This window comes from Mesorhizobium sp. M7A.F.Ca.US.008.03.1.1 (assembly GCF_003997495.1).
In the GTDB taxonomy this organism is placed as follows: domain Bacteria; phylum Pseudomonadota; class Alphaproteobacteria; order Rhizobiales; family Rhizobiaceae; genus Mesorhizobium.
Map to the genome: position 1 here is coordinate 563,523 of NZ_RZRU01000001.1, position 22,526 is coordinate 586,048.

Consider the following 22,526-nt stretch of genomic DNA (forward strand, 5'->3'; position numbering starts at 1 on the left):
TCTATTCAGCGGAGAACCAGGAATTTCGCCATGGATCAAGAAACAGATGGCATTCTGCAGAACAGGCCAGCGGCCCGCGACCTCGACGCGATAGACCGAAGAATATTAGGCGTCCTGGTCGATGATGCCACGATCAGCTACGCCGAACTCGGCGATCGCGTCGGCTTGTCGCCGCCGGCGGCGCATGAGCGGGTCAAACGGCTCCGGCGCAGCGGCGCCATCCGCAACACGGTCGCCATCATCGATCCCCGGGCGGTGAAAAAGCCTTTGCTTGCCTTTGTCCACATCGACACCAGGGGCTGGGGAAAGACGCCGGAACTGATGGCGGTCTCGCAATATCCCGAAGTCGAGGAGATCCATACCGTCGCCGGTGATACCTGCATGCTGCTGAAGGTCCGCACGGAAGACACCAGAGCCCTCGAAGGTCTTTTGGCGCGCCTGTACGAAACGCCGGGGGTCACCTCGACGCGCAGCTATGTGGTTTTATCGACCTATCTGGAGCGGCCGGTGCAGCCGGGCATTACCGAGACATGGCCGACGCCGAAGCACATGGCCGAGCCTCTGTACTGAGCAATTCCAGGAAAAGTGTGAAACGGTTTTCTCGGGAAAAGCGCGTAGCGCTTTCCCTTGGGAGTTGCGTCAAAACGAGGAGTTAGAGCGGCTAGCCGTTTCCGTGAAACTGTGAGCTGCTCTGGAAGCGAGCGGCTACGCGCGCTCGGGAAACATCGCCTTCAGGCCCTCGCGCGACGCCTTGGCAACGCCGCGTTCGGTGATCAGGCCGGTCACCAGCCGCGCCGGTGTCACGTCGAAGGCCGGGTTTGCCGCCGGCGTCGTCTCGGGCGAAATGCGCACCTGGGCAATCTCACCGGCGGCGGTCTTGCCCCAGACCAGCGAGACCTCGTCGGCCGAGCGCTGCTCGATCGGGATCTCGGCCAGGCCGTCATGCACAGTCCAGTCGATGGTCGGCGACGGCAGCGCAACATAGAACGGCACGTCATTGTCGGCGGCGGCGAGCGCCTTCAGGTAGGTGCCGATCTTGTTGCAGACGTCGCCGTCGGCGGTGGTGCGGTCGGTGCCAACGATGACCATGTCGATTGCGCCGCGCTGCATCAGATGGCCGCCGGCATTGTCGACGATCAGCGTGTGCGGCACGCCGTGGCCGGCCATCTCCCAGGCGGTCAGCTGGGCGCCCTGGTTGCGCGGCCGTGTCTCGTCGACATAGACGTGGACCGGAATGCCGGCCTCCGTCGCCAGGTAGATCGGCGCGGTCGCCGTGCCGTAATCGACTGTCGCCAGCCAGCCGGCATTGCAATGGGTCAGGATGTTGACCGGCTCGCCCTTCTGCTTGCGCGCCGCGATCGCCTTGATGATGGCAAGACCGTTCTCGCCGATGGCGCGGTTGAGGCCGACATCTTCGTCGGCGATCTCACCAGCGCGCCGATAGGCGGCTTCAGCGCGTTGTTCCCTTGGCAGGGGCCGCAGAAAGCGCCGCATTTCGTCGAGCGCCCAGCGCAGATTGACCGCGGTGGGGCGCGTCTCGTGCAGTGTTTCCCAGACCGCATCGAGCGCTGCATCCGACGCATCGTCGGCCATCTGCATGGCGACGCCATAGGCAGCGGTGACGCCGATCAGCGGCGCGCCGCGCACCCACATGTCGCGGATGGCGGTGGCGATGCCGGCAACCGTGCCGATGGTCTCGATGCGGAAATCATGCGGCAGCCAGCGCTGGTCGATGATATCGACCGAACGGCCGTCGTCGCTCAGCCAGATGGTGCGATAGTGGCGGTCGCCGACGTTCAAATGCTGTTCTCCTGTTCGATCAGCGTGGCCAGTTTGTTGACCTCGTCGATGCTGTGGATCTGGCGCCGGTTGACGGCGAGATGGCGGCCGAATTTCAGCGCCTTTGCTTCACAACTGGCGCGCAGATCCTCGTCGGCAATGGTCTCGAAATCGGCATTGTGAGCGAGGCCGAGGATGCGCCTGTGCACCTCGATGCCGGCAAAGCCGAGCAGATCCGTCCACATCTGGTGCAGCACATGGTCGAGCGCCTGCTCTGAGGCAAGGATGTCGCCCTGATCCTCGAACAGGCTCTTCTGGTAGAGCATGCCGGTGCGCTCGGTGCGCCATAGATGCGAGAACTCGGCGCGGAACACCGCCCAGGTCTCGGTCGTCACACCGAGCAGATAGGCGCGCATGGCGTCGCGCTTTCCCTCCTGCTCGTGGCCGCGCTGCGAGAAGAAGGACATCCAGAAATTGGCAAGCAGCATGCCGACATCGAAGGCCATCGGACCGTAGAAGGCGAACTCCGGGTCGATCATGCGCGTCTCAGTGTCGGTGACCATGATCGAGCCGGAATGCAGGTCGCCATGCAGCAGCGTTTCGGCATTGGCGGCGAAGATGTGCTTCAGCCGCTGCGCCTCGACCTTGAGGTCGCGGTCGGCGCGCAGTTCCGCGACGAGGCCGTCGAGCTGCGGCGAAGTATGCCGGTTCAGCTTGGCGTCGAAATAGGGGTCGGAAAACACCAGGCTCTCGGTGATGTCGCAAAGCTCGACATTGTCGGCGAACAGCGCCAGATCGGCCTTGCGGTCCTTGGCAGCCATATGCAGGTCGGAGCCGCGAAACAGCGTCCGGGCCATGAACAGGCCGATATCCCGGGCGATACCAGGCAATTGCCGGCCGTCGATCAGCGCACGGCGCAGGATGATATGCGGCGGCGCAAGATATTCCATGATGATCAGCGCCTGACCTTCATCGAAATAATGGATCGCCGGCACCGAGCCCGGCGCGCGTGCCTCTTGCCTGGTCAGCGCGTGATATTCGAAGAAGGAGCGTTTTAAGGGCAGCGGCCAGCTGTCGCCGACCAGGCGAACATAGGGCAAGGCCTGCTTGACCACTGCGGCACCGCCGGCGCCCTCGACGATGAACACCAGGTTGAGATTGCCGTCGCCGACCTCGCGGACCTTCCAGGCGCCAGTGTCCTTGCCGATTTTCGCGCGCAACGCGTCGTTGCCGCCAAGGCGGGCAGCCAGGGTTTCGACCGACAGGGCTTCGAACGGCAATTTTTCAGTCATGGTCATCCTCCCGCATATGCGCTCCGAACATAATTGAGGCATGGCGGCCGGGCCAAGCTAGGAAGCGATCTGGCAATTGTCAATCGTGTTGACAATTGCCGATGCAGCCCATAGCGTCATGTCAGGGAGGAACGCATGGTCGGCAATGCCGTGTTCCGCGTAGAGGGACTGAGGAAATCCTTTGGCCATAACGAGGTGCTTGGCGGCGTCTCGCTGGAACTGCATGCCGGTGAAGTCACCGTGCTGATGGGCGCCAATGGCGCCGGCAAATCCACCCTCGTCAAGATCATCTCCGGTGTCTACGAACGCGGCGGTGGGACGATGGCTCTTGCCGACCAGGATTTCGCGCCGAAAACCCCGGCTGAAGCGATCCGCGCCGGCGTCGTCACCGTGCACCAGAACATCAATGACGGTGTCGTCGCCGATCTCGACGTCGCCACCAACCTGACGCTGGACCGGCTGAGCGGCAGCGGTGCGCCGACCCTGTTCAATCCAATGCGCGTGCGGCGAGAGGCCAAGGCGGTCGCTGACCGCATGGGGCTAGCCATCGATTTGAAGGCGCGGGTGAGCGATCTTTCGCTAGCCGATCGCCAGATGGTGGCGATTGCCCGCGCGCTGGCGCACAAGCCGAAAGTGCTGATCCTTGACGAGCCGACCTCATCGCTCTCCAGCGCTGAGGCTGATCGGCTGTTTGCACTGATCGACAGGCTGCGCGAGCAGGGCGTGGCGATCCTCTACATCTCGCATCGCATGTCGGACATCAGGCGGTTGGCCGATCGCATCGTCTCGATGCGAGACGGGATCATCTCAGGCATTCTCGACAGGAAGCCGCTCGACTATGAAGGCGCGGTCAACGCCATGCTCGGCCGCAAGATCCATCTCGACCAGATCGTCGTCAGGAATTCGGCCAAGGCAGTCCTGACGATCGAGGGTCTACGCATTGCGCCAGGCGCCCGGCCGATCTCGCTGACGCTCGGCGACGGCGAGGTCGTTGCCATCACCGGCCTCGTCGGCGTCGGCAAGACGGCGCTTGCCGAGACGCTGTTTGGCGTGCGCCGGCCGCTCGCCGGCACAATGACGCTGAACGGCAGGCCTTATGCGCCTGAAACAGCCGGCGAGGCGATCGCCGCCGGCGTGTTCCTCGTCGCCAAGGACCGCGGCGAGAACGGCATCGTCCAAGGCTTCAACATCCAGGAAAATATCAGCCTGCCGTTTCACAAGCGCATGTCACGGTTCGCTGTTCTCAAGCGCCGTCTCGAACGCGCCACTGCGCGCCGGCAGATCGAGGAACTGGGCATAGTCTGCCGCTCCGAGAAGGACGAGATGTCGGAGCTTTCCGGCGGCAATCAGCAGAAGGTGATGGTCGCCCGCTGGATGGCGCAGGATGCAAGGCTGTTCATTCTGGATGAGCCGTTTCAGGGCGTCGATATCTCGGCCCGGCGCGACATTGCCGCCAAGCTCAGGGCCAGTGCCAACGGACGCGCCACGCTTTTGTTCGTCACCGAGCTCGACGAGGCGCTGGAGACCGCCGATCGCATACTGGTCATGTCGGAGCAGACCATCGTCGGCGAGCACCGCAATGCCGATGTTGATCTCGACCGCCTGCTGGCCGAGGTCGCCGGCGGGCCGTTGCACAGCGCGGCCTGAGCGCGGCGATAGGAATTGGAATGGAGAGAGCATGGGTTCGGGTTGGGTAAAGACGGCAGCAGCGCGCGGGAGCGCCGAATGACATTGCGTGACCACGCCATCCGCTACGGCTTCATCGTGCTCCTGTTCGGGCTCGTCGCCTATTTCTCGATCGCGGCCGACGGTTTCGTTTCGCCGCAAAGTGCGGTGTTCATCTTCCAGTCGGTCGCCATCACCGGCGTGCTGGCGCTCGGTGTCACCGCCACGCTGGTCGTCGGCGGCTTTGATCTCTCGATCGGCTCGGTCGCCACGTCAGCCATGATGGCGGCCGCCTATGTGATGGTGGTGCTGGAGCAGAACGCCCTTGTCGCGGTCGTCGTCTGCCTGCTCATCGGCGCCATTGTCGGCCTGATCAACGGCTGGCTGATCGTCTACATGCGCGTGCCCGATCTGCTGGCGACGCTCGGCATGATGTTCCTGCTCGTCGGCCTGCAGCGCATTCCGACCGAAGGCCGCTCGATCGCCACCGGCATGACCATGCCCGACGGTTCGGTCGCCAACGGCAAATTCTCCGACGCCTTCCTGGCGCTCGGCCGCCACCGCTTCGACTTCTTCGTCCCGAACCTCATTCCGGTGTCGGTGGTGGTCTTGCTCGTGCTCGCCGTGCTGATCTGGTTCTTCCTCGAATACACGCGTTTCGGCCGCATGATGTATGCGGTCGGCTCCAATGAACGCGCCGCCGAACTCGCCGGTGCGCCTGTCAAGGCATACAAGATCTGGGCCTACGTTATTTCAGGTGTTTTTGCCTCGATCGGCGGCATTTTGCTGGCTGCCCGGCTTGGACGCGGCGACATCGCCTCGGGTAATAATCTGCTGCTCGATGCGGTCGCCGCTGCGCTGATCGGCTACGCGGTGCTAGGTGCTGCCAAGCCGAACGCCTTTGGCACCGCCATCGGTGCGCTGTTCGTCGGCATCTTGCTGCAAGGCCTGACGATGATGAACGCGCCCTATTACACGCAGGATTTCGTCAAGGGCGTCGTTCTGGTCGTCGCCCTTGTCTTCACCTTTGCGCTTTCGGGCAGGGGCAGGAGGTAACTTTCGGCCGGAACAGGATTTTGGGTTCAACAAGAGTGGAGGAAAACAAAGTGAGCATTACAAGAAGACTTCTGGGGAAGGTGGCGCTCGGATTGGCCGGCGCAACCATGCTGATGCAGTTCCCGGCGCTGGCCGCGGACAAGCCGGCGCCTTTCGACAAGCCCGGCGTCAAGATCGCGCTGGTGCGCTATCTCTCGACCGGCGACTTCTTCCAGGCCTATCTCTCGGGCGTCGAGACGCAGTCGAAGGCGCTCGGCATCGATCTGCGCGTGCTCGACAGCCGCCAGGATGCAGCCCTTCAGTCCGACATGGTCGACCAGGCCATCGCTCTCGGCGTGCAGGGCATCATCATCCAGCACGGCCTGACGGAATCGATGAAGGACGCCGCCCAGCGTGCGGTCGACGCCGGCATCAAGGTTGTGGCCTTCGACGTCAATGTCGAAAACCCCAAGATCCCGCAGATCGAACAGTCCGATCGCGACCTGGCCCGCCTGGCGCTCGAGCAGGCGGTCAAGGACAATGGCGAGAGCTGGAATGCCGGCTATGTCTATGTCGCCGGCATCGCGCCGCTCGACCGCCGCAACGAGACCTGGGTCGACGTGAGGAAGAAGTATGCCGGCATCAAGGAAGTCGCGATGTTCGGTACGCTCGACAATCCGATCGCCAACTCCGTCGCCAACCAGGCGCGTTCGGTGCTGACGGCGCATCCCGACATCAAGGTGATGTTCGCTCCCTATGACGAATTCGCCAAGGGCGTGAAGATCGCCGTCGACGAAGCGGGCCTCAACAAGGGCATCAAGATCTATTCGGCCGATATCTCGACGTCCGATATCGCTGCGATGCGTGAGCCCGACAGCGCCTGGGCCGCGACCGCCGCGACCAACCCGGCCGTCGTCGGCCAGGTCTCGGTGCGTGCCCTGGCGCAGTTGCTGGCCGGTGAAGATCCGGGCCACAACGTCGTCGTGCCGCCGACGCTGATCACCCAGAAGGACCTCATCGATAAGGACATCAAGAACATGGAGGACCTGTCGGCCAAGCTGCCGCAGTTCGCCCACGCCGATGTCGCGATGCCGGCCTGGATGCCGAACCCGAACGCCAAGTAAATTTCGCTATCGAAGGCCGTCTGCAGCCGCTTGCTGCAGGCGGCCTTTTTGCCGAATATCTGCAGCCGGCGCCAGGTTCCGGCCCAAGGTTCGGTGCGTATATGGAAGCTCAGGCGGTAATCGAGGAAGACCTGTCCGGTGCCGTCGCCGGAACCTTGCTTCGATGCCCGCAGGCCACCACCGGTGTCGTGGTGTTGGGTGGGTCGAGTGGCCGCATCGATGTCGCGCGCGCACGGCTCTTTGCAAACCAGGGTTCGTCGGCCCTTGCCCTGCAATGGTTTGGCGGTGAGGGCCAGCCTCCCGGAATATGCGAAATTCCCCTCGAAACCTTCTTTGCGGCAACCGACTATCTCAGGAACGGGATGCCACCGCATGGTCTATGTCGGCACATCCAAGGGTGCCGAGGCCGCATTGCTCGCGGCGGTCCACGATCAGCGTGTCAACGCTGTGGTCGCGATCAGCCCGTCATCGGTGACTTGGGGAAATATCAGTGCGGGCCGGGATGGCGTCAGCTGGCCTGAACGATCCTCATGGTCGCTTGACGGCGTCTCGTTGCCGTTCGTGCCGACGGACCCGAATTGGAGCCGAGAGTATGAGGATGGCCTGGTGTCCTACCGAGGGCTTTTCGAACATTGCTTGAAAACCTTCGAGCGCGAAGCAAAGGCGGCAGCCATCCCTGTTGAGACTGCATTGGCCGAGATCCTGCTGGTCGCAGGTGGCGACGATGCGCTGTGGCCCTCTCTGTGGTTCGCGAGGGATATCGTCCGGCGGCGCAGCGAAGCAGGTAAGCACACACATCTCGTTTCGTTGCCGGATGCGGGTCACCGCATTCTCTTGCCGGGCGAGGACACACCGCGCTCGACATTGCATGCGCATGGCGGCAATGACGACGCTGATTCAAGGCTGGGCAGAAAGGCTTGGGAATACATCCAAGGTCTGCTGTAGCGGACCGGTTTTGGCTACTCGTTGAACAGATCGGAGTGAGAGCCGGTGCGAGCAAGCTGTAATTCGTCGCTGGCCACCCGATAGATCAAGAGCCAGTCCGATTCTATGTGCGCGTCACGATAGCCTTTCCAGTCGCCTTTCAAGGGGTGATCCTTATATGATCCTTATAACTGGCCGGTAGCTCATCTCCGGCGATCAGCCGGCCGAGCAGTTCGCGCAATTTGCCAAGGTCTTTGCCGCGCTTTTCCGCACGTTTCACGTCGCGACGGAATTGCCCGGAGCGAACAGGCGTCAGCACATCAGATGCCCAAATCCTTGAACAGCTCATCGGCCGAGGCGAAACGCTTGCCCTTGCCCTGTTCCAATTCGGCCATGGCCTTTCGAGTGGTTGCGTTAGGCACCTTCACCGGAAAGGGAAATTCCTTGTCGGCAGCGACGCGGACCAGCAACAGGCGGATGGCGTCGGAAACGGACAACCCCATTGCCGCCAGGGCTTCCGTTGCCTGATCTTTTGTCGCCGTATCGATCCGAGCGCGGACTACGGTATCTGTTGCCATGCTATGACTCCTCTAGTCGAGCCACAATGTAGCTACAGACCACCAACTACGCAAGCCTTTTGAGATTTTCGTCTACCGCATAGCCGCCGCGATGTTGCCGCCATCGACCGTCGTCACATCGGCGGTGGTCCTGTCGGCCAGCGCGTGATGCAGGAAGGCCTGCGCCACGTCTTGCGCCGTCACTTCCTGGCCGAGCAGATTGCCGGACATGTAGTCCTTCTCCGACACGCCGCGCGCGCCCGAACGGCTGGCGATCATGGCGTCGGTCAGAAGCCCTGAGCGGATGCGATCGGCGTTGACGGCGTTCGAACGGATGCCGTGCGCGCCATAGTCGAGCGCGTATTGCCTGGACAGGAACAGCGTCGCTGCCTTCGGCACGCCATAGGCGCCGAACTTCGGCCCCGGATTGACCGCCTGCTTGGAGGTGTTGAACAAAAGCACGCCGCCGGTGCCCTGTTCGAGCATGATGCGCACGGCATTCTGCGCCACCGACTGGTGGGCGAAGAAGTTGAGCTCGAAACTCCTGCGCAAAAGTGCGTCGTCGAGCTCGCCGATGCGGCCTTCCCAGGCCGCCCCTGCATTGGACACCAGGATGTCGACACCGCCGAACACGGCGACGGCCCTGTCGAAGGCAGCACGCACCTGGTGCGGGTCGGTGATGTCGGCGGCGACACCGATCGAATTGTTGCCGGCTTTCTTCGCCGCGTCAGTGGCCTTTTCGGCGTCGAGATCGACGACGACTGCATGGGCGCCATTGTCGGCGAACAGTTTTGCCGTCGCCGCACCGATCGCACCGGCGCCGCCGGTGATCAGCACCACCTGGCCGGTCAGCGGCTTCGGCTTGTTGGAAGCGAGCTTGGCCTGCTCCAGCGACCAGTATTCGAGCGGGAACAGGTCGGCCTTGGAGAGCGGATGGAACCGGCCGACCGCCTCGGCGCCGCGCACCGCCTCGATCCACATCTCGCCGACATCCGACGCGATCCTGGCGTCCTTCAGCGTGCGGCCGTGGCCGAACATGCCGAGGCCCGGCACCAGCGTCAGCCGCGGCATCTGGTCGAGCATGGTGCGCTTGACGTCGTCGAGCGCATCATTGGTTTCGAAATAGGCGCGGTAATCCTTGGCGAAGGCGTCGACATGGCTCTTGATCACCGCCTTGTAGTCGCCGGCCTTGTCGGCATCGGGCGCCGGCAGCGCCATCGGCCCGGTCTTGATGCGGATCGACAGATCCGGTGTCGACACGCCGCGCCCGGCATAGTCGGCAATCTCGGATGAATTGATGAAGTCGACGATTGCCGGCGAAGTGCGGAAATCGCTGACCATACGGTCGAAGCGGCCTTCGCCGCGCGCCACCGCCACCGCGCCACGCAGCATCGGCGCAATGGACGCCGGTGTCGCGAGCTTTGCCGGCAAGGCTGCCTTTGCCGCCTTCGGCTTGCCGCTTGCGGCAATGAAGTCCTCGGCGACGTTCACATAGTGGATCATCCGGTCGTAGGCTTGTTTGGCGTCGTCGCCGAAGGTGAAGATGCCATGCTTGTCGAGGATCAACCCTTCGACGGTCGGGTCGGCATCGAAGATGTCGGCGGCCGCCTTGGCGAGGTCGAAGCCGGGCATAATGTAGGGTACGTAACCCATCTTGCTGCCGAACACCGTCTTCACCAGCGGCTTGGAGTCCTCCTGGTCGACGATGGCCAGGATGGCGGTCGAGTGCGTGTGGTCGACGAATTTGTGCGGCAGGAAGGCATGCAGCAGCGTCTCGACCGACGGGTTGGGCGAGGACGGATCGATGAGGTTGACGCGTTGCAGGGCAACCATGTCCTCGTCGGCCAGCCTGTTCAGCGCGCGCGCCTTGAGCAGCGGCTTGAGCTTGACCGCCGGCAGGCCCTGCGGCTCGATGACGCCCATGTCCCAGCCGCTGCCCTTGACGCACAGCACGTCCCACTGGTCGCCGACGAGGTCGGTTGCCGTCGTCTTGCACGAGGTGTTGCCGCCGCCATGCAGCACCAGCCGTGGTTCGCCGCCGAGCAGCCGGGTCGTGTAGACGCGCAGTGCCAGGTCGCGGCCGACACCTTTTTTCGCGTAGTCGGCGACGAGTTTTTCGGCTGCTTCGTCATTCCACAAATTCTTCATGTTCGCTTCGTCCGGTTGCTGTCTTTGATGGTGAAACAGGAATGCCGCGACGCTTTGATGACAATGCGCCGGCGACGGAGAGGGGATTTCCTAGGAGGCCTTTTCTGTCGTGGCAGCCGCATGATCCAGGAGCCGCTGCGCCATGCGCGCGCCGACCACCAGATGCGTGCAAAGGCCGCCGGCGATCGCCGCGAGCAGCGGTTCGAACTTGCTGTCCTCCTGCACCACCACCAACCGCCTGGCGATGGCGCGCAGCGAGGCAAGCTCGGCGGAGATCACCCGCCTGTTATAACTGCAGTCGAGCACCTTGCCCTCGGCGTCTATGATCTGCCCGGCAATCACGCCGGCAGCGCCTTGGCTGCGCAGATCCGCCATTTCACTTGGCGTCAGCGCGCCGCATTTGACCAGATGGCTGTCGGCGTCGACCGCGCCGACCGAGTACAGCGCCAGGTCGCATTCGCTGACACCCGACAATTGTTCCCGGATCACCGGCTCGGCACGCAGCGCACGCGCGAGTTCTTCCGTAGACAGCACCAGCGGCGCGTAGAAATTGAGCCCCTTGGCGTTGAGCCGCCGCGCGATTTCCATGGTGCATTGGTCGGGGCGATAGGAATAGGGCGCGCCGAGATTGCCGCAGAGCTGCACCACCGTGACGTCCTGCAGATCGGCATAGGACATGACGTCGGCGATCATGTAGACGGTGCGGCCCCAGGCGACGCCGATGCGGTCGCCCTTCTTGACCAGTTCGAGAAAGACGCTCGCCGCCAGCACGGCGATTTCCGTCGACGGGTCGGCAATATGATCATTCTCCGGGGCGATCCAGACGGCGTCGAGGCTCAACGCATCCTCGAGCTTGCGCGCCAGAACGTCGTCGGTGAAAAGCTGGGTCGAGGTCGAGATGTTGACGATGCCGGTCTCGCGCGCCTTGCGCAGATACATGGCGACCGAGGCACGGGAAATGTTAAGCTGGCTCGCCACCTGGTCCTGCCGCAGGCCATGGGCATAGTAGAGCCAGGCGGCCTTGTGGATGAGTTGTTCTGCCGGTCGGATCGCCATGCCGTCTCCTCGGCTGACATTATTCACGGCTCTCGACAAAAGTCAAACTGGGCGGAGGTATGCGATACTCCCGCTGACGCCGAATCTGGTTCATCATTGTGCCAAATGCGCTCTCTCGTGGCATCGTTTGTGGTGACGCGGCCCGAGCCTGTGATTAGAACGTCTGAAAGAAAATCGCGGGGAGCATGGGATGGGCAGTCCTTACGAACAGGATCTCGACAAGAACGCGGCCAACCATCAGCCGTTGACACCGCTCACCTATCTGGAGCGCGCGGCCAAGACGTATCCCGACCATATCGCCATCATCCATGGCCGCCAGCGCATCGACTATCGCACTTTCTGGCAGCGGTCGCTGAAGCTTGCCTCGGCGCTCCACAGGCGCGGCATCGGCAAGGGCGACACCATCACCGTCATGCTGTCAAACACGCCGCCGATGCTGGAGGCGCATTTCGGTGTGCCGATGACCAAGGCGGTGCTGCATTCGCTCAACACCCGCCTCGATGCCGCGGTCATCGCCTTCCAGCTCGATCATGCCGAGACCAAGGTGCTGCTAGTCGACCGCGAATTCTCCGTCGTCGTCAAGCAGGCCCTTGAACTGGCCAGGGTCAAACCGCTGGTCATCGACTATGACGATCCCGATTACGCCGCCGACGCGCCGTATCCGAAGGGTGAGCGCATCGGTTCGCTCGACTATGAGGACTTCATCGCTGGGGGCGACGCGGACTTCGCCTGGGCGATGCCCGACGATGAGTGGGGCGCCATCTCGCTGAACTACACTTCCGGAACGACAGGCAATCCGAAGGGCGTCGTCTACCACCATCGCGGTGCCGCGCTGATGGCCTACACCAACACCATTCATGCGGGCATGGCTAAGCACGCCGTCTATCTCTGGACGCTGCCGATGTTCCACTGCAATGGCTGGTGTTTTCCATGGACGCTTGCCGTCCAGGCCGGCACCCATGTCTGCCTGCGCTGGGTGCGGCCGAAGCCGATCTACGATGCGATCGCCGATCACGGCGTCACCCATCTGTGCGGTGCGCCGGTCGTCATGTCGGTGCTGATCAATGCCAGGGACGAGGACAAGCGCGCATTTCCACAGACGGTCACTTTCAATACGGCCGCAGCACCCCCGCCGGAAGCGGTGCTATCCGGGATGGCGGATGCCGGATTTGCCGTCACCCATCTTTACGGCCTGACCGAGACCTATGGCCCGGCGGTCGTCAACGAATGGCATGGCGCCTGGGACGATCTCGAAAAGGGCGAGCGCAGCGCCAGGAAGGCGCGACAGGGCGTGCGCTATGCAGCGCTCGAAGGCCTGACGGTCATGGATCCCGAAACGATGCGGACGACACCGGCCGATGGTGAGACCATCGGCGAAGTCATGTTCCGCGGCAACATCGTCATGAAAGGTTATTTGAAGAACCGCAAGGCGAGCGACGAAGCTTTTGCCGGCGGCTGGTTCCATTCCGGCGATCTTGGCGTCATGCACCCCGACGGCTATATCCAGCTCAAGGACCGCTCCAAGGACATCATCATCTCCGGTGGCGAGAACATCTCCTCTATCGAGGTCGAGGACGCGCTTTACAAGCACCCGTCGGTTGCCTCTTGCGGCGTCGTCGCCAGGCCCGACGACAAATGGGGCGAGGTGCCTGTCGCCTATGTGGAGCTGAAGCCCGGCAAGGCCACGACGGAAGCCGAGATCATCGAGCACTGTCGCGCGCTGCTTGCCCGGTTCAAAGTGCCGAAGGCGGTGACCTTCGCCGAAATCCCGAAGACCTCGACCGGCAAGATCCAGAAATTCCGGCTACGGGAAATGGCGAGGGGGACTTAGGCCCCGTCGCTGCTCTCCTCCAGTTACGACTTTTGCGATTAGCAAAAAGCCTCCGCGACTTCATCATCCTAGGATGGAGCAGTCGCGAAGCGACGTCGCGGAAACTCGCCAGTCCCTGTCACCATCTGTCACCATTCGTACGTGTACATCGAATCCGCATTGACAGGTCGCTCATTTCAATTTACGAGTGACGAAAATCGAAATTCGTCACTCGTAAATCGATAGAGGATCATGTCCGAAGCCGCCACCATAGTCGCCGAAGCCGCCCGACAGGAAAATGTAACGCGCATTCTCGATTGCGCCGAGCGCCTGTTCCGGCACTATGGCTACGGCAAGACCAATGTCGCCGACATCGCGCGTGAACTCGGCATGTCGCCGGCCAACATCTACCGTTTCTTCGCCTCCAAGGTCGAAATCCACCAGGCCGTCTGCGGCCGGATGCTCGGCGCCAGCTACAAGATGGCCTACGAGATTTCGCGCCTGCCGATCAGCGCCGAGGAGCGGCTCCGGCGCTACGTGCATGCGCAATACAAGATGACGATGGAGGTCATGCTCGACGACCAAAAGGTCCACGAGATGGTCATCGTCGCCCTCGAACGGGACTGGGGTGTGATCGACAAGCATGTCGACAGCATTCACGACCTGTTTGCGGAAATCATTCGTGACGGCATCGAGGCCGGTGAGTTCAGAAAACAGGATCCGGTGATCGCGTCCCGCTGTTTCGGCGCCGCGACCGTCATCCTGTGTCATCCGCAGATGGTGGCGCAATGCCTTGCCAAGACCAACCGGGCAATGCCTGACGACCTCATCGACTATGCAATCAAGGCCTTGAAGTAGCCTCCGCTCATCGGGCGCCGGTTCAATGATTCATCTCCATTTCGGGAGTACGCGCGTGTCTTCGTTCAGTTCAATCATCAGCAGGCTGCCGGCTGTGGGCACGGTGCTGCTTGTCACCGCCACTCTCGGGCTTGCCGGCTGCAGCCAGGAAAAAGCCGAAGTCAAGGATATCATCCGCCCGGTCAAGGTTGTCGAGATCGCGAAGGCGCATGACACCCGCACGCTCTCCTATTCCGGCTCGGTGCGGGCCCGCACCGAGAGCGCTCTGGCGTTCCGCGTCAATGGCAAGATCACCGAGCGTCTCGTCGACATCGGCCAGCATGTGGCCTCGGGCGATGTGCTGGCCCGCATCGATCCCATTGACTACGATCTTTCGGTCAAGAGCGCGCAGGCAGCGCTCGATGCCGCCGAGCGGCAGGTCGAGACCGTGGAGCTTGCCCGCAAGCGTGCCGAGCAGCTTTTTGCCAAGAATTTTGCGCCGAAATCGCAGCTCGAACAGGCGACCTTGACCTATGACCAAGCGGTCGCCACCCGTGATTCCGCCCTTTCGACACTTGCTCAGGCGAAGAATCAGGTCGGTTATACCGATCTCAAGGCCGACAGGGATGGCATCGTCACCACGGTCAGCGCCGACGTCGGCCAGGTGGTCGGTTCCGGCACGCCGGTTGTCACTGTCGCCGTCGACGGCGAAAAGGAAGTGCTGATCGCTGTCCCCGAAATGGAAATCGCCGAATTCAAGCCGGGCAAGGCCGTCAAGGCGGGCTTCTGGTCCGACGATGCGCTGGCGCTCGATGGCAAGGTCCGCGAAGTCGCCGGCAGCGCCGATCCGCAGTCACGCACCTTTGCCGTCCGTGTCAGCCTGCCCAACGATCCGCGTGTGCTTCTCGGCATGACCGCCAGCATCGAAGCCTCGGCGGCCAATGAGCGGCAGCTGGTCTCGATCCCGCTGAGCGCACTGGCCGAGCAAGGCACCCAATCGATCGTCTGGACCGTCGATCGTGGCGCCGACACCGTTCATGCCCGTCCGATCAAGGTTGCCGAGTTCGCCGCCGATGGCGTGCGTGTCGCAGAGGGTTTGAAACCCGGCGATGTCGTGGTCGCCGCCGGAACGCAATTCATGACCGAAAACCTGAAAGTGAAGCTCGCCGGCGATACGGCGCTGCAATCGGCATCCGCGGCAGACGGCGACGCCAAGCAGGTGCGCTGACGACAGACAACCGGCTGCGCGTTCCCGCAGTCGCTGGTTTCCGGGCGGCAGGCGCCCGACCGAGACGCTCGATTGATGTAACCCCCACATCGATTTCGCGTCCCACCGCGAAGAGTGCTTCTCCGCTCGGAGAGCCTTGCCGCCCGGAAGCCACTACGAACCCTCGATTTTGTTGCGCTAGATAGATGGACCAGCGTCGATGACCAATTCCACGGAAGAGAAGCGGCCCTTCAACCTGTCGCGCTGGGCAATCGGCCATCCCGCCATTGCGCGGTTCCTGTTCGGCCTGATCATCATTTCCGGCGCGCTCGGCCTGATGCGCATGGGCCAGAAGGAAGATCCCGATTTCACCTTCCGGGTCATGGTCGTCCAGGCAATCTGGCCGGGCTCCTCGATCAAGGAGATGGAAGACCAGGTCGTCAACAAGATCGAACGCAAGCTGCAGGAAACGCCGCATCTCGATTTCGTGCGCTCCTTCACCCGCGCCGGCAGCGCCATCATCACGGTGCAGATCAAGGGCGACACCAACACCGCCGAGGTGACCGACGCCTTCTACCAGGTGCGCAAGAAGGTCGGCGATATCCAGGGCGACCTGCCGCAGGGCCTGCTCGGCCCGTATTTCAACGACGAATTCGGCGACACCTTCATCACCCTGCATTCGATCAGCGGCGATGGCTTCAGCTATCCCGAGCTGAAGAAGTTCGCCATCCAGGCGCGCGACATGCTTTTGACGACGCCCGGCGTCGAGAAGGCCGTCATCATCGGCGACCAGCCGGAAAAGCTCTATATCGACGTTTCGTCCAAGGCCCTGGCCGAACGCGGCCTGACGCTGACCGATCTGCAGAATGCGATCAAGGGACAGAACAATGTCGACCCGGCCGGCTCCGTCGATACCGGCATCAACTCGGTGCGCATTTCCGTCGAGGGCGATGTCGGCAAGGTCGAGGATATCAGGAACCTGCGCCTGCGTGCCGGCGGACAGGTCACAAGGCTGGGCGACATCGCCACCGTGACCTCGGGGCTGGAAGATCCGTTCCAGCGCAAATACCGCTTCAACGGTCACGACAGCGTGCAGTTGGGCGTCGTCATGGCCAAGGGCTTCAAGGTTACCGACGTCGGCAAGGATGTCGAGGCCACTTACAAGCGCTTCGAGGAGGCGCTGCCCTACGGCGTTTCGGTCGACCAGATCTCCGACCAGCCGGGCGTCGTCACCGACGCGGTGGCGGAGTTCATGCATGCGCTTGGCGAAGCGTTGCTGATCGTGCTCGTCGTCTCGTTCCTGTCGATCGGTTGGCGTTCCGGCCTTGTCATCGCCATCGCCATCCCGCTGGTGCTGGCTGCGACCTTCGCCATCATGTACGAGCTCGGCATCGACCTGCAGCGCATCTCGCTCGGCGCGCTGATCATCGCGCTCGGTCTCCTGGTCGACGACGCGATGATCGTCGTCGAGATGATGGAGCGCAAGCTGGAGGAGGGGATGGTCAAGGTCGAGGCGGCGAGCTTCGCCTATTCCTCGACCGCCTTCCCGATGCTGACCGGCACGCTGATCACCACAGCCGGCTTCATTCCGGTCGGCTTCGCGGCCTCGACCGCCGGCGAATATGTCCGGACCCTGTTCTATGTCGTCGGCATCGCGCTGATCGTCTCCTGGTTCGTCGCGGTCTATTTCACGCCATGGCTCGGCAACATGATCCTCAAGCAGCGCAAGCATGCCGGCAGCCATCACGATGTCTTCGACACGCGTTTCTACCGCCGGCTTCGTGCTACCGTCAGCTGGGCCGTGCGCCATCGCATCATCGTCCTGGTGATGACGCTGGTCACCTTCGGCACCAGCCTGTGGGCTTTCCAGTTCATTCCGCAGAACTTCTTCCCGCAATCGTCGCGGCCGGAAATCCTCGTCGACCTTTGGCTGCCGGAAGGAACCAGCATCAAGGAAGTCGAGGCGCAGGCCAAGGCGCTCGAGACCAGGATGATGGACGACAAGGACAAGCGTTTCATCGCCACCTATATCGGCGAGGGCGCGCCGCGCTTCTTCCTGCCGCTCGACCAGCAGCTGAGCAATCCCAACTTTGCCCAGATGCTCGTCATGGCCAATGACGAACCGGCTCGCGAACGTCTGATCGTCAAGTTGCGCACCGTTCTGGCTGAAGACTTCCCGTCCATCCGCGCCAAGGTCGATCGTCTGTTCCTCGGCCCGCCGACCGGCTGGCCGGTGCAGATGCGCGTCATGGGGCCGGATCGCCAGGAGGTGCGCCGCATCGCCGACCAGGTGAAGGCGAAGTTCCGTGAGGATCCGCTGCTTGGCGCCGTGCATGATGACTGGCTGGAGCCGGTTCCGGCGATGAAGCTGGTCATCGACCAGGATCGTGCCCGCGCACTCGGCGTCACCTCGCAGCGCATCCGCCAGATGCTGCAGGCGACGATGTCCGGCGCGCCGCTCGACGATTTCCGCGACGGCGAGGAGACGGTGTCCATCGTCGCCCGCGAGCCGGATGCCAGCCGCAGCCTGCTGTCCTCGGTCGACTCGGTCTATATCCCGACCGACTTCGGCGGCTTCGTGCCGCTGTCGCAGGTGGCCAAGGTGGTGCCGGTGCTGGAGCAAGGCATCGAGTGGCGCCGCGACCGTCTGCCGACCATCAGTGTGCGTGCGACGCTGCCTGACGGCGTGCAGTCCAATGACGTCGTCACCAAACTGTACAAGGATATGCAGGGCCTGCGTGACGGATTGGCGCCCGGCTACAAGATCGAGATCCAGGGCGGTGCGGAGGATTCGGCGGAAAGCCAGGCGTCGATCGCCGCCAAGGCGCCGATCATGCTGGCCGTCATTGTCGTGCTTTTGATGATCCAGCTGCAGAACTTCGGCAAGGCGATGCTGGTGCTGGCGACGGGTCCGCTCGGCATCATTGGTGCTGCCGCGGCACTCTTGATCAGCGGCGCGCCGTTCGGCTTCGTCGCCATTCTCGGCGTCATCGCGCTGCTCGGCATCATCATGCGCAACTCGATCATCCTGGTCGACCAGATCGACCAGGACATCGCCGCGGGCATGGACCGCTACGAGGCGATCATCGGTTCGGCCGTGCGCCGTTTCCGGCCGATCACGCTGACGGCGCTGACGGCGGTGCTGGCGCTGATCCCGATCTCGCGCGGCGTCTTCTGGGGACCGCTCGCCTACGCCATGATGGGCGGCATCCTGGTTGCCACGGTGCTGACCATCCTGGTCCTGCCGGCCGGTTACGCCCTGTTCTTCGGCCGGGAGCCCAAGAAGCGCGGGGCCGCGGAGCGGGCCGACGATATGGAGCTGGAAGCCGACAGACCGCAACTGGCCCTGGCGGCTGAATAGGTGTTGCCGGCCGAGCGGATGCCGTCCGGCCGGCAGGGCTTGCTGTTGATCAGTTGCCGAACCACATCCGCCGAAGTAGGCGATCACGGCGAATGAACTGGTGGTAGAGGGCTGCTCCGGCATGAAACACCAGCAGCGCGACAAGCAGGAAGCCACCCAGGCCATGCAGCGCGCGCGGCGGATAATCAGTGAAGTTCGGCAACATTGCGCCAGGCTGGCCGAAGACAGCGGCAGCCGCGCCGCTTAAGACCACCATCGCGATGCCGCTGGCGACCATGCCGAAGATGACGACATAGAAGGCGACGTGGATGCCGTGTGCAATCCGCTCTTGCCAGGCCGGCGATCCTGCGACGGGACGCGGCTTCAGATCGAAACGCCACCGCCAGACAATGCGGAATGCCGTGAGAAGCAGGACGACGGTCGCTACTGGAATATGGAAACGCAGGATGTCAATTTTGGTGGCCGCGTCCATGGCATTGGCCGCCCGGAAGCCAGAGCCCATCAAGGCCAGGATCAGGACGGCGCTTAGCCAGTGAATGGATACCGCCAGAGTGCCGTAGCGGTCAGGTTTGCTCTTCTGCATCCACGTCTCCCTCGAGTTTCCGACGCAGCGCCGTGATCACGCCGTGCATGGTGTTGATATCCTTGACCAGCAGGCCATCGGCGAGATTGTTCACCCAGGGAGCCTGCAGCCGCATCGCAGCGTCGAAGGCCTGCCTTCCCTTGTCGGTCAGGACGACGAGTTGCGCCCGCTGGTGATGCGGGTTGGCCTCGAACGCGACGAGCCCTTCCTTGTGCAGGTCGTTGACGATCCGCTGCACATTCTGGCGGTTGGCGCCGAGATCGCGCGCCAGCCACGCCACCGGCTGCGGGCGTTCGGCGATGACGATGGCGCCGAGGATCTGCCAACGGGCGCTCGTCAGGCCGAGGCCGGCGACCAGCCTGTCTCCGGCGGCGAGCATTCGGCTGTTGAGCCTGAACAGGTCGAGAATGAGATCGTTCAAGGCATCAGCGGCCGGCGTTCGAGGGATCTTGTTCATTTGTCATCCTGTATCTAAATTGACATCATAGTGTCAAGTTGGTATGTATGTATCGTAACAGATTGACATCATACAACCAATGAAATGGAGCCTTTATCATGCCGCAGATGCGCCCAATGGATCCTGCCTTCCCCATCGACCGGCAGGTCGGGATCGACGCCGCCGCCGTCGTGCTGGTCAACCTCTTCACACTCGACAGGGCCGACGAGCAGACCTTCCTCCAGGTGTGGCAGGATGATGCGGCGTTCATGAAGCAGCAGCCCGGCTTTATCTCGACCCAGCTTCACCGCGCGGTCGGCGAAAGCGCGACATATCTGAACTATGCCGTATGGGAATCGACGGCTGCCTTCCGGGCAGCGTTCACCCATCCTGAGTTTAGGGCGAAAATCTCCGCCTATCCCACCTCGGCGGTCGCTTCCCCGCATTTGTTCCAGAAGCTCGCTGTGCCGGGCATCTGCGTCGCATAGCCTGAGCTTGGCACCGATTCGGGAAAAATCGTCCTTGAACAAAAAGGCAGAGCCTGAACCATCCGGGATGGTTCAGGCTCTGCCAGGATGGTTCGGCTCCGGCTCGGAAGCAGAAGGATCGAGCGCGTCGACGCGCCCGATCCTTTCAGGTCAGATGACGAAGAACCAGTTGGCGAGCAGCATCACCACCACGCCGGCGACCAGCGTCAGATAGGGCAGCATGCCCGCCTTCTTGACCGAGAGGTCGGCCCCCGTCATGCCGAGATCGGCCAGCATGTGGTCGGGGAACTTGCCCTTGTCCTGGATGTAGTGGCGGAAGCAGAACACCGGGATGATCAAGGCCGCGGTGATCAGGCCGGCCCACAGCGCCATCGGATTCCACACCTTGGCGCCCGCGCCCATGAAGATCGCGTTGACATAGGCAAAGATCGCCCCGATCCCAAGCAGCCAGCTCGGCGCCTTCCATGGCCGTGCGATATGGCCGTTGTCGATGCGGTGGATCCAGCCGGCGTTGAGGTTGAGGAAGTTGAAGATGATGTAGCCGCAATTCGACACGGCGAGGATGAAGAAGAAGCTCGTCGCGTCGGCCGAGGCGATGGCCAGCACGATCAGGTTGAAGACGAGATCGGTCCACATTGCCCGTGTCGGCGCGCCATGTTCGTTGACATGGCTGAGATAGCGCGGCAGCCAGCCATCGACCGAGCCCTGGTAGAGCGTACGCGAAGAGCCGGCCATCGCCGTCATGATGCACAGCACCAGCGCCAGGATCATCAGCATCACCAAGAGGCTGTGGATCAGCGCCCCGCCGCCGACCATGCCGGCCAGCGCGTCGGCGACACCGGAGCCGTCGACGATCGGTGTCGCCAGCATGCCGTTGAGGCCAAGCACGCCCTGGAAGGTGAACGGCACCAGGATGAACAGCAGCATGCACAAAAGGCCGGAATAGAAGATGGCCTTGAACGTGTCGGTGCCGGGGTTCTTGAACTCGGATGTGTAGCAGACGGCGGTTTCAAAGCCGTAGGTCGACCATGCGGCGATGAACATGCCGCCAAGCACCAGCGTCCAGCCGGCGATGTTCCAGGCGCCGGGCTCGGGCGCATAGGCGGCGGCCAGCGGCACCAGCGGCGAAAAATTCGCCCAGTTGATCTGGCCGGTGACGATCGGCACCACGCCGACGATCAGCATCGGGATGATGACCAGCAGGCCGATATATTTCTGCACATTGGCCGTGCCGAGGATGCCGCGATGCTGGATGGCGAAGATGATCAGCATCAGCACCGCGCCGATGAAGAAGGTCGCATTGAACGTGAACGAGACCGGTCCCAGCGTGTGGCTGTAAAGCGTCCAGTTGCGGATCGCCGGCGTCGCCGCCGCGGTCACCGCCGTGATGGCGTCGGCGGCACTCGTCCCGGCATGCGCCGCGATATAGGCGACGACATCCGGCGAGGCGTCAGTGAACAGCGGCACCGGCGCCAACGCGTTGAGAATGTAAGCGGCGGCGATCGAGCAGCCGAGCGACAGCACAGGCGACCAGGCGAACCAGTTGCACCAGACCGACAGCGGCGCGATGAACTTGGAATAGCGCAGCCAGGCGGTGGCGCCGTAGATCGACGCGCCGCCCGACTTGTTCGGAAACAGGCCGGCGATTTCGGCATAGGTGAAGGATTGCAGGAAGCCCATGATCATGGAGAATATCCAGATCGCGAAGGCCAGCGTGCCGGTCGTGCCGGCAATGCCGCCGATCGAGAACAGGACGAGGGCAGGCACGCCGCTCGCCACCCAGAAGGCGCCGCGCCAGTCGATATTTCGGTGCAACTTGCCTTCGGCAAGCGGCTCCAGGACGGTCGTTATCGTGCTCATATGTTTGGCTTCCCCATTTTGATGTTCCCCGTTCGTGACGGCCGCGACTTCGCGAGGCTTCATCATCGACGCATGCTTGACGACTGCCGGTGTTTCCACTCAGTTGCATTTTTTTCTTAACAGTGAAGATTGATCCGCCGCGCTTTCACGTCAAGCGATTTGTCGCGCCGTGCACATCACGCTTGCGAAACATGTCAGCTTCACACTGCCGCGGGCGGGATTGTTCGGAAAGGAACAGGGGTCTGGAAACGAAAAACCCGCCGGAGGCGGGTCGCGGCGCAAGTCGGCACCATGGACGAATATGTAGCATAGCTGCCCTCAGCAGGTCAAGAAAAAATTCCTATCACAGACTGCCAGCACGGCC

The 22,526-nt window shown here is 62.7% G+C and carries 17 protein-coding genes and 2 pseudogenes; 10 read left to right on the forward strand and 9 right to left on the reverse strand.

What is annotated here, in order from left to right:
- The first annotated feature begins 30 nt into the window (after nucleotides 1–30).
- The gene (locus EOA16_RS02580; protein WP_127255206.1) at nucleotides 31–570 is read left to right on the forward strand and encodes an Lrp/AsnC family transcriptional regulator; all 540 of its coding nucleotides are present in this window, start codon (nucleotides 31–33) and stop codon (nucleotides 568–570) included.
- Between the two features lie 135 nt (nucleotides 571–705).
- On the opposite strand, the gene mtnA is transcribed toward EOA16_RS02580, so the two are convergent.
- Together mtnA and mtnK are read right to left on the reverse strand one after the other, a co-directional pair.
- Nucleotides 706–1,800 carry an S-methyl-5-thioribose-1-phosphate isomerase gene (gene mtnA, locus EOA16_RS02585; RefSeq protein ID WP_127255207.1) on the reverse strand — a complete coding sequence of 365 codons (1,095 nt, stop codon included), beginning with the start codon at nucleotides 1,798–1,800 and terminating at the stop codon, nucleotides 706–708.
- Complete coding sequence (gene mtnK, locus EOA16_RS02590; protein WP_127255208.1) at nucleotides 1,797–3,071, reverse strand: S-methyl-5-thioribose kinase; 1,275 nt, start codon at nucleotides 3,069–3,071, stop codon at nucleotides 1,797–1,799. Before mtnK ends, mtnA begins: the two co-directional genes overlap by 4 nt.
- A 135-nt stretch (nucleotides 3,072–3,206) precedes the next feature.
- Here mtnK and EOA16_RS02595 point away from each other — a divergent pair, with 135 nt between their 5' ends.
- The 4 genes and pseudogenes from EOA16_RS02595 (at nucleotide 3,207) to EOA16_RS02610 (ending at nucleotide 7,840) form a co-directional block, all read left to right on the forward strand.
- Nucleotides 3,207–4,718: a sugar ABC transporter ATP-binding protein gene (locus EOA16_RS02595; protein WP_127255209.1), complete on the forward strand. Its 1,512-nt coding sequence runs from the start codon at nucleotides 3,207–3,209 to the stop codon at nucleotides 4,716–4,718.
- Between the two features lie 78 nt (nucleotides 4,719–4,796).
- The gene (locus tag EOA16_RS02600; protein WP_127255210.1) at nucleotides 4,797–5,792 is read left to right on the forward strand and encodes an ABC transporter permease; all 996 of its coding nucleotides are present in this window, start codon (nucleotides 4,797–4,799) and stop codon (nucleotides 5,790–5,792) included.
- 50 nt (nucleotides 5,793–5,842) lie between these two features.
- Nucleotides 5,843–6,895 carry a substrate-binding domain-containing protein gene (locus EOA16_RS02605; protein WP_127255211.1) on the forward strand — a complete coding sequence of 351 codons (1,053 nt, stop codon included), beginning with the start codon at nucleotides 5,843–5,845 and terminating at the stop codon, nucleotides 6,893–6,895.
- A 101-nt stretch (nucleotides 6,896–6,996) separates the two neighbouring features.
- Nucleotides 6,997–7,840, forward strand: a pseudogene (locus tag EOA16_RS02610) (acyl-CoA thioester hydrolase/BAAT C-terminal domain-containing protein).
- Nucleotides 7,841–7,854: 14 nt separating this feature from the next.
- Here the strand turns inward: EOA16_RS02610 and EOA16_RS02615 are convergent.
- The 4 genes and pseudogenes from EOA16_RS02615 to EOA16_RS02630 form a co-directional block, all read right to left on the reverse strand.
- A pseudogene (locus tag EOA16_RS02615) lies at nucleotides 7,855–8,168 on the reverse strand (type II toxin-antitoxin system YafQ family toxin).
- The gene (locus tag EOA16_RS02620) at nucleotides 8,140–8,397 is read right to left on the reverse strand and encodes a type II toxin-antitoxin system RelB/DinJ family antitoxin (protein ID WP_023758994.1); all 258 of its coding nucleotides are present in this window, start codon (nucleotides 8,395–8,397) and stop codon (nucleotides 8,140–8,142) included. The pseudogene EOA16_RS02615 and the gene EOA16_RS02620 overlap by 29 nt, the downstream one beginning before the upstream one ends.
- Before the next feature lie 72 nt (nucleotides 8,398–8,469).
- A complete protein-coding gene (locus tag EOA16_RS02625) occupies nucleotides 8,470–10,524 on the reverse strand; it encodes a bifunctional aldolase/short-chain dehydrogenase (protein WP_127255212.1) in 2,055 nt (684 codons plus the stop codon).
- A 90-nt stretch (nucleotides 10,525–10,614) separates the two neighbouring features.
- Nucleotides 10,615–11,580 carry a sugar-binding transcriptional regulator gene (locus tag EOA16_RS02630; RefSeq protein WP_127255213.1) on the reverse strand — a complete coding sequence of 322 codons (966 nt, stop codon included), beginning with the start codon at nucleotides 11,578–11,580 and terminating at the stop codon, nucleotides 10,615–10,617.
- A gap of 190 nt (nucleotides 11,581–11,770) precedes the next feature.
- On the opposite strand from EOA16_RS02630, the gene EOA16_RS02635 reads away from it, so the two are divergent.
- The 4 genes from EOA16_RS02635 to EOA16_RS02650 all read left to right on the forward strand — a co-directional run bounded on the left by EOA16_RS02635 (nucleotide 11,771) and on the right by EOA16_RS02650 (nucleotide 18,795).
- Entirely contained in the window at nucleotides 11,771–13,411 is a 1,641-nt protein-coding gene (locus tag EOA16_RS02635; RefSeq protein WP_127255214.1) for an acyl-CoA synthetase, read from the forward strand.
- A gap of 231 nt (nucleotides 13,412–13,642) precedes the next feature.
- Nucleotides 13,643–14,248 carry a TetR family transcriptional regulator gene (locus tag EOA16_RS02640; RefSeq protein ID WP_023808749.1) on the forward strand — a complete coding sequence of 202 codons (606 nt, stop codon included), beginning with the start codon at nucleotides 13,643–13,645 and terminating at the stop codon, nucleotides 14,246–14,248.
- Between the two features lie 55 nt (nucleotides 14,249–14,303).
- Nucleotides 14,304–15,455 (forward strand): efflux RND transporter periplasmic adaptor subunit, encoded by a 1,152-nt coding sequence (locus EOA16_RS02645; protein WP_127255215.1) that lies wholly within the window; start codon nucleotides 14,304–14,306, stop codon nucleotides 15,453–15,455.
- 199 nt (nucleotides 15,456–15,654) lie between these two features.
- A complete protein-coding gene (locus EOA16_RS02650) occupies nucleotides 15,655–18,795 on the forward strand; it encodes an efflux RND transporter permease subunit (RefSeq protein ID WP_127255217.1) in 3,141 nt (1,046 codons plus the stop codon).
- Nucleotides 18,796–18,844: 49 nt separating this feature from the next.
- Here EOA16_RS02650 and EOA16_RS02655 read toward each other — a convergent pair whose 3' ends face one another.
- Together EOA16_RS02655 and EOA16_RS02660 are read right to left on the reverse strand one after the other, a co-directional pair.
- On the reverse strand, nucleotides 18,845–19,378 hold the full coding sequence (locus EOA16_RS02655) for a cytochrome b/b6 domain-containing protein (protein WP_127255219.1): 534 nt from the start codon (nucleotides 19,376–19,378) through the stop codon (nucleotides 18,845–18,847).
- The gene (locus EOA16_RS02660; RefSeq protein ID WP_127255221.1) at nucleotides 19,359–19,835 is read right to left on the reverse strand and encodes a MarR family winged helix-turn-helix transcriptional regulator; all 477 of its coding nucleotides are present in this window, start codon (nucleotides 19,833–19,835) and stop codon (nucleotides 19,359–19,361) included. Before EOA16_RS02660 ends, EOA16_RS02655 begins: the two co-directional genes overlap by 20 nt.
- Nucleotides 19,836–19,933: 98 nt before the next feature.
- Between EOA16_RS02660 and EOA16_RS02665 the strand changes: the two genes are divergently transcribed.
- Nucleotides 19,934–20,302, forward strand: a complete 369-nt coding sequence (locus EOA16_RS02665) for an antibiotic biosynthesis monooxygenase family protein (RefSeq protein ID WP_127255223.1) — start codon at nucleotides 19,934–19,936, stop codon at nucleotides 20,300–20,302.
- Between the two features lie 150 nt (nucleotides 20,303–20,452).
- Here the strand turns inward: EOA16_RS02665 and EOA16_RS02670 are convergent, their stop codons facing one another.
- Complete coding sequence (locus EOA16_RS02670) at nucleotides 20,453–22,162, reverse strand: APC family permease (protein WP_127255225.1); 1,710 nt, start codon at nucleotides 22,160–22,162, stop codon at nucleotides 20,453–20,455.
- Between the last annotated feature and the right edge of the window lie 364 nt (nucleotides 22,163–22,526).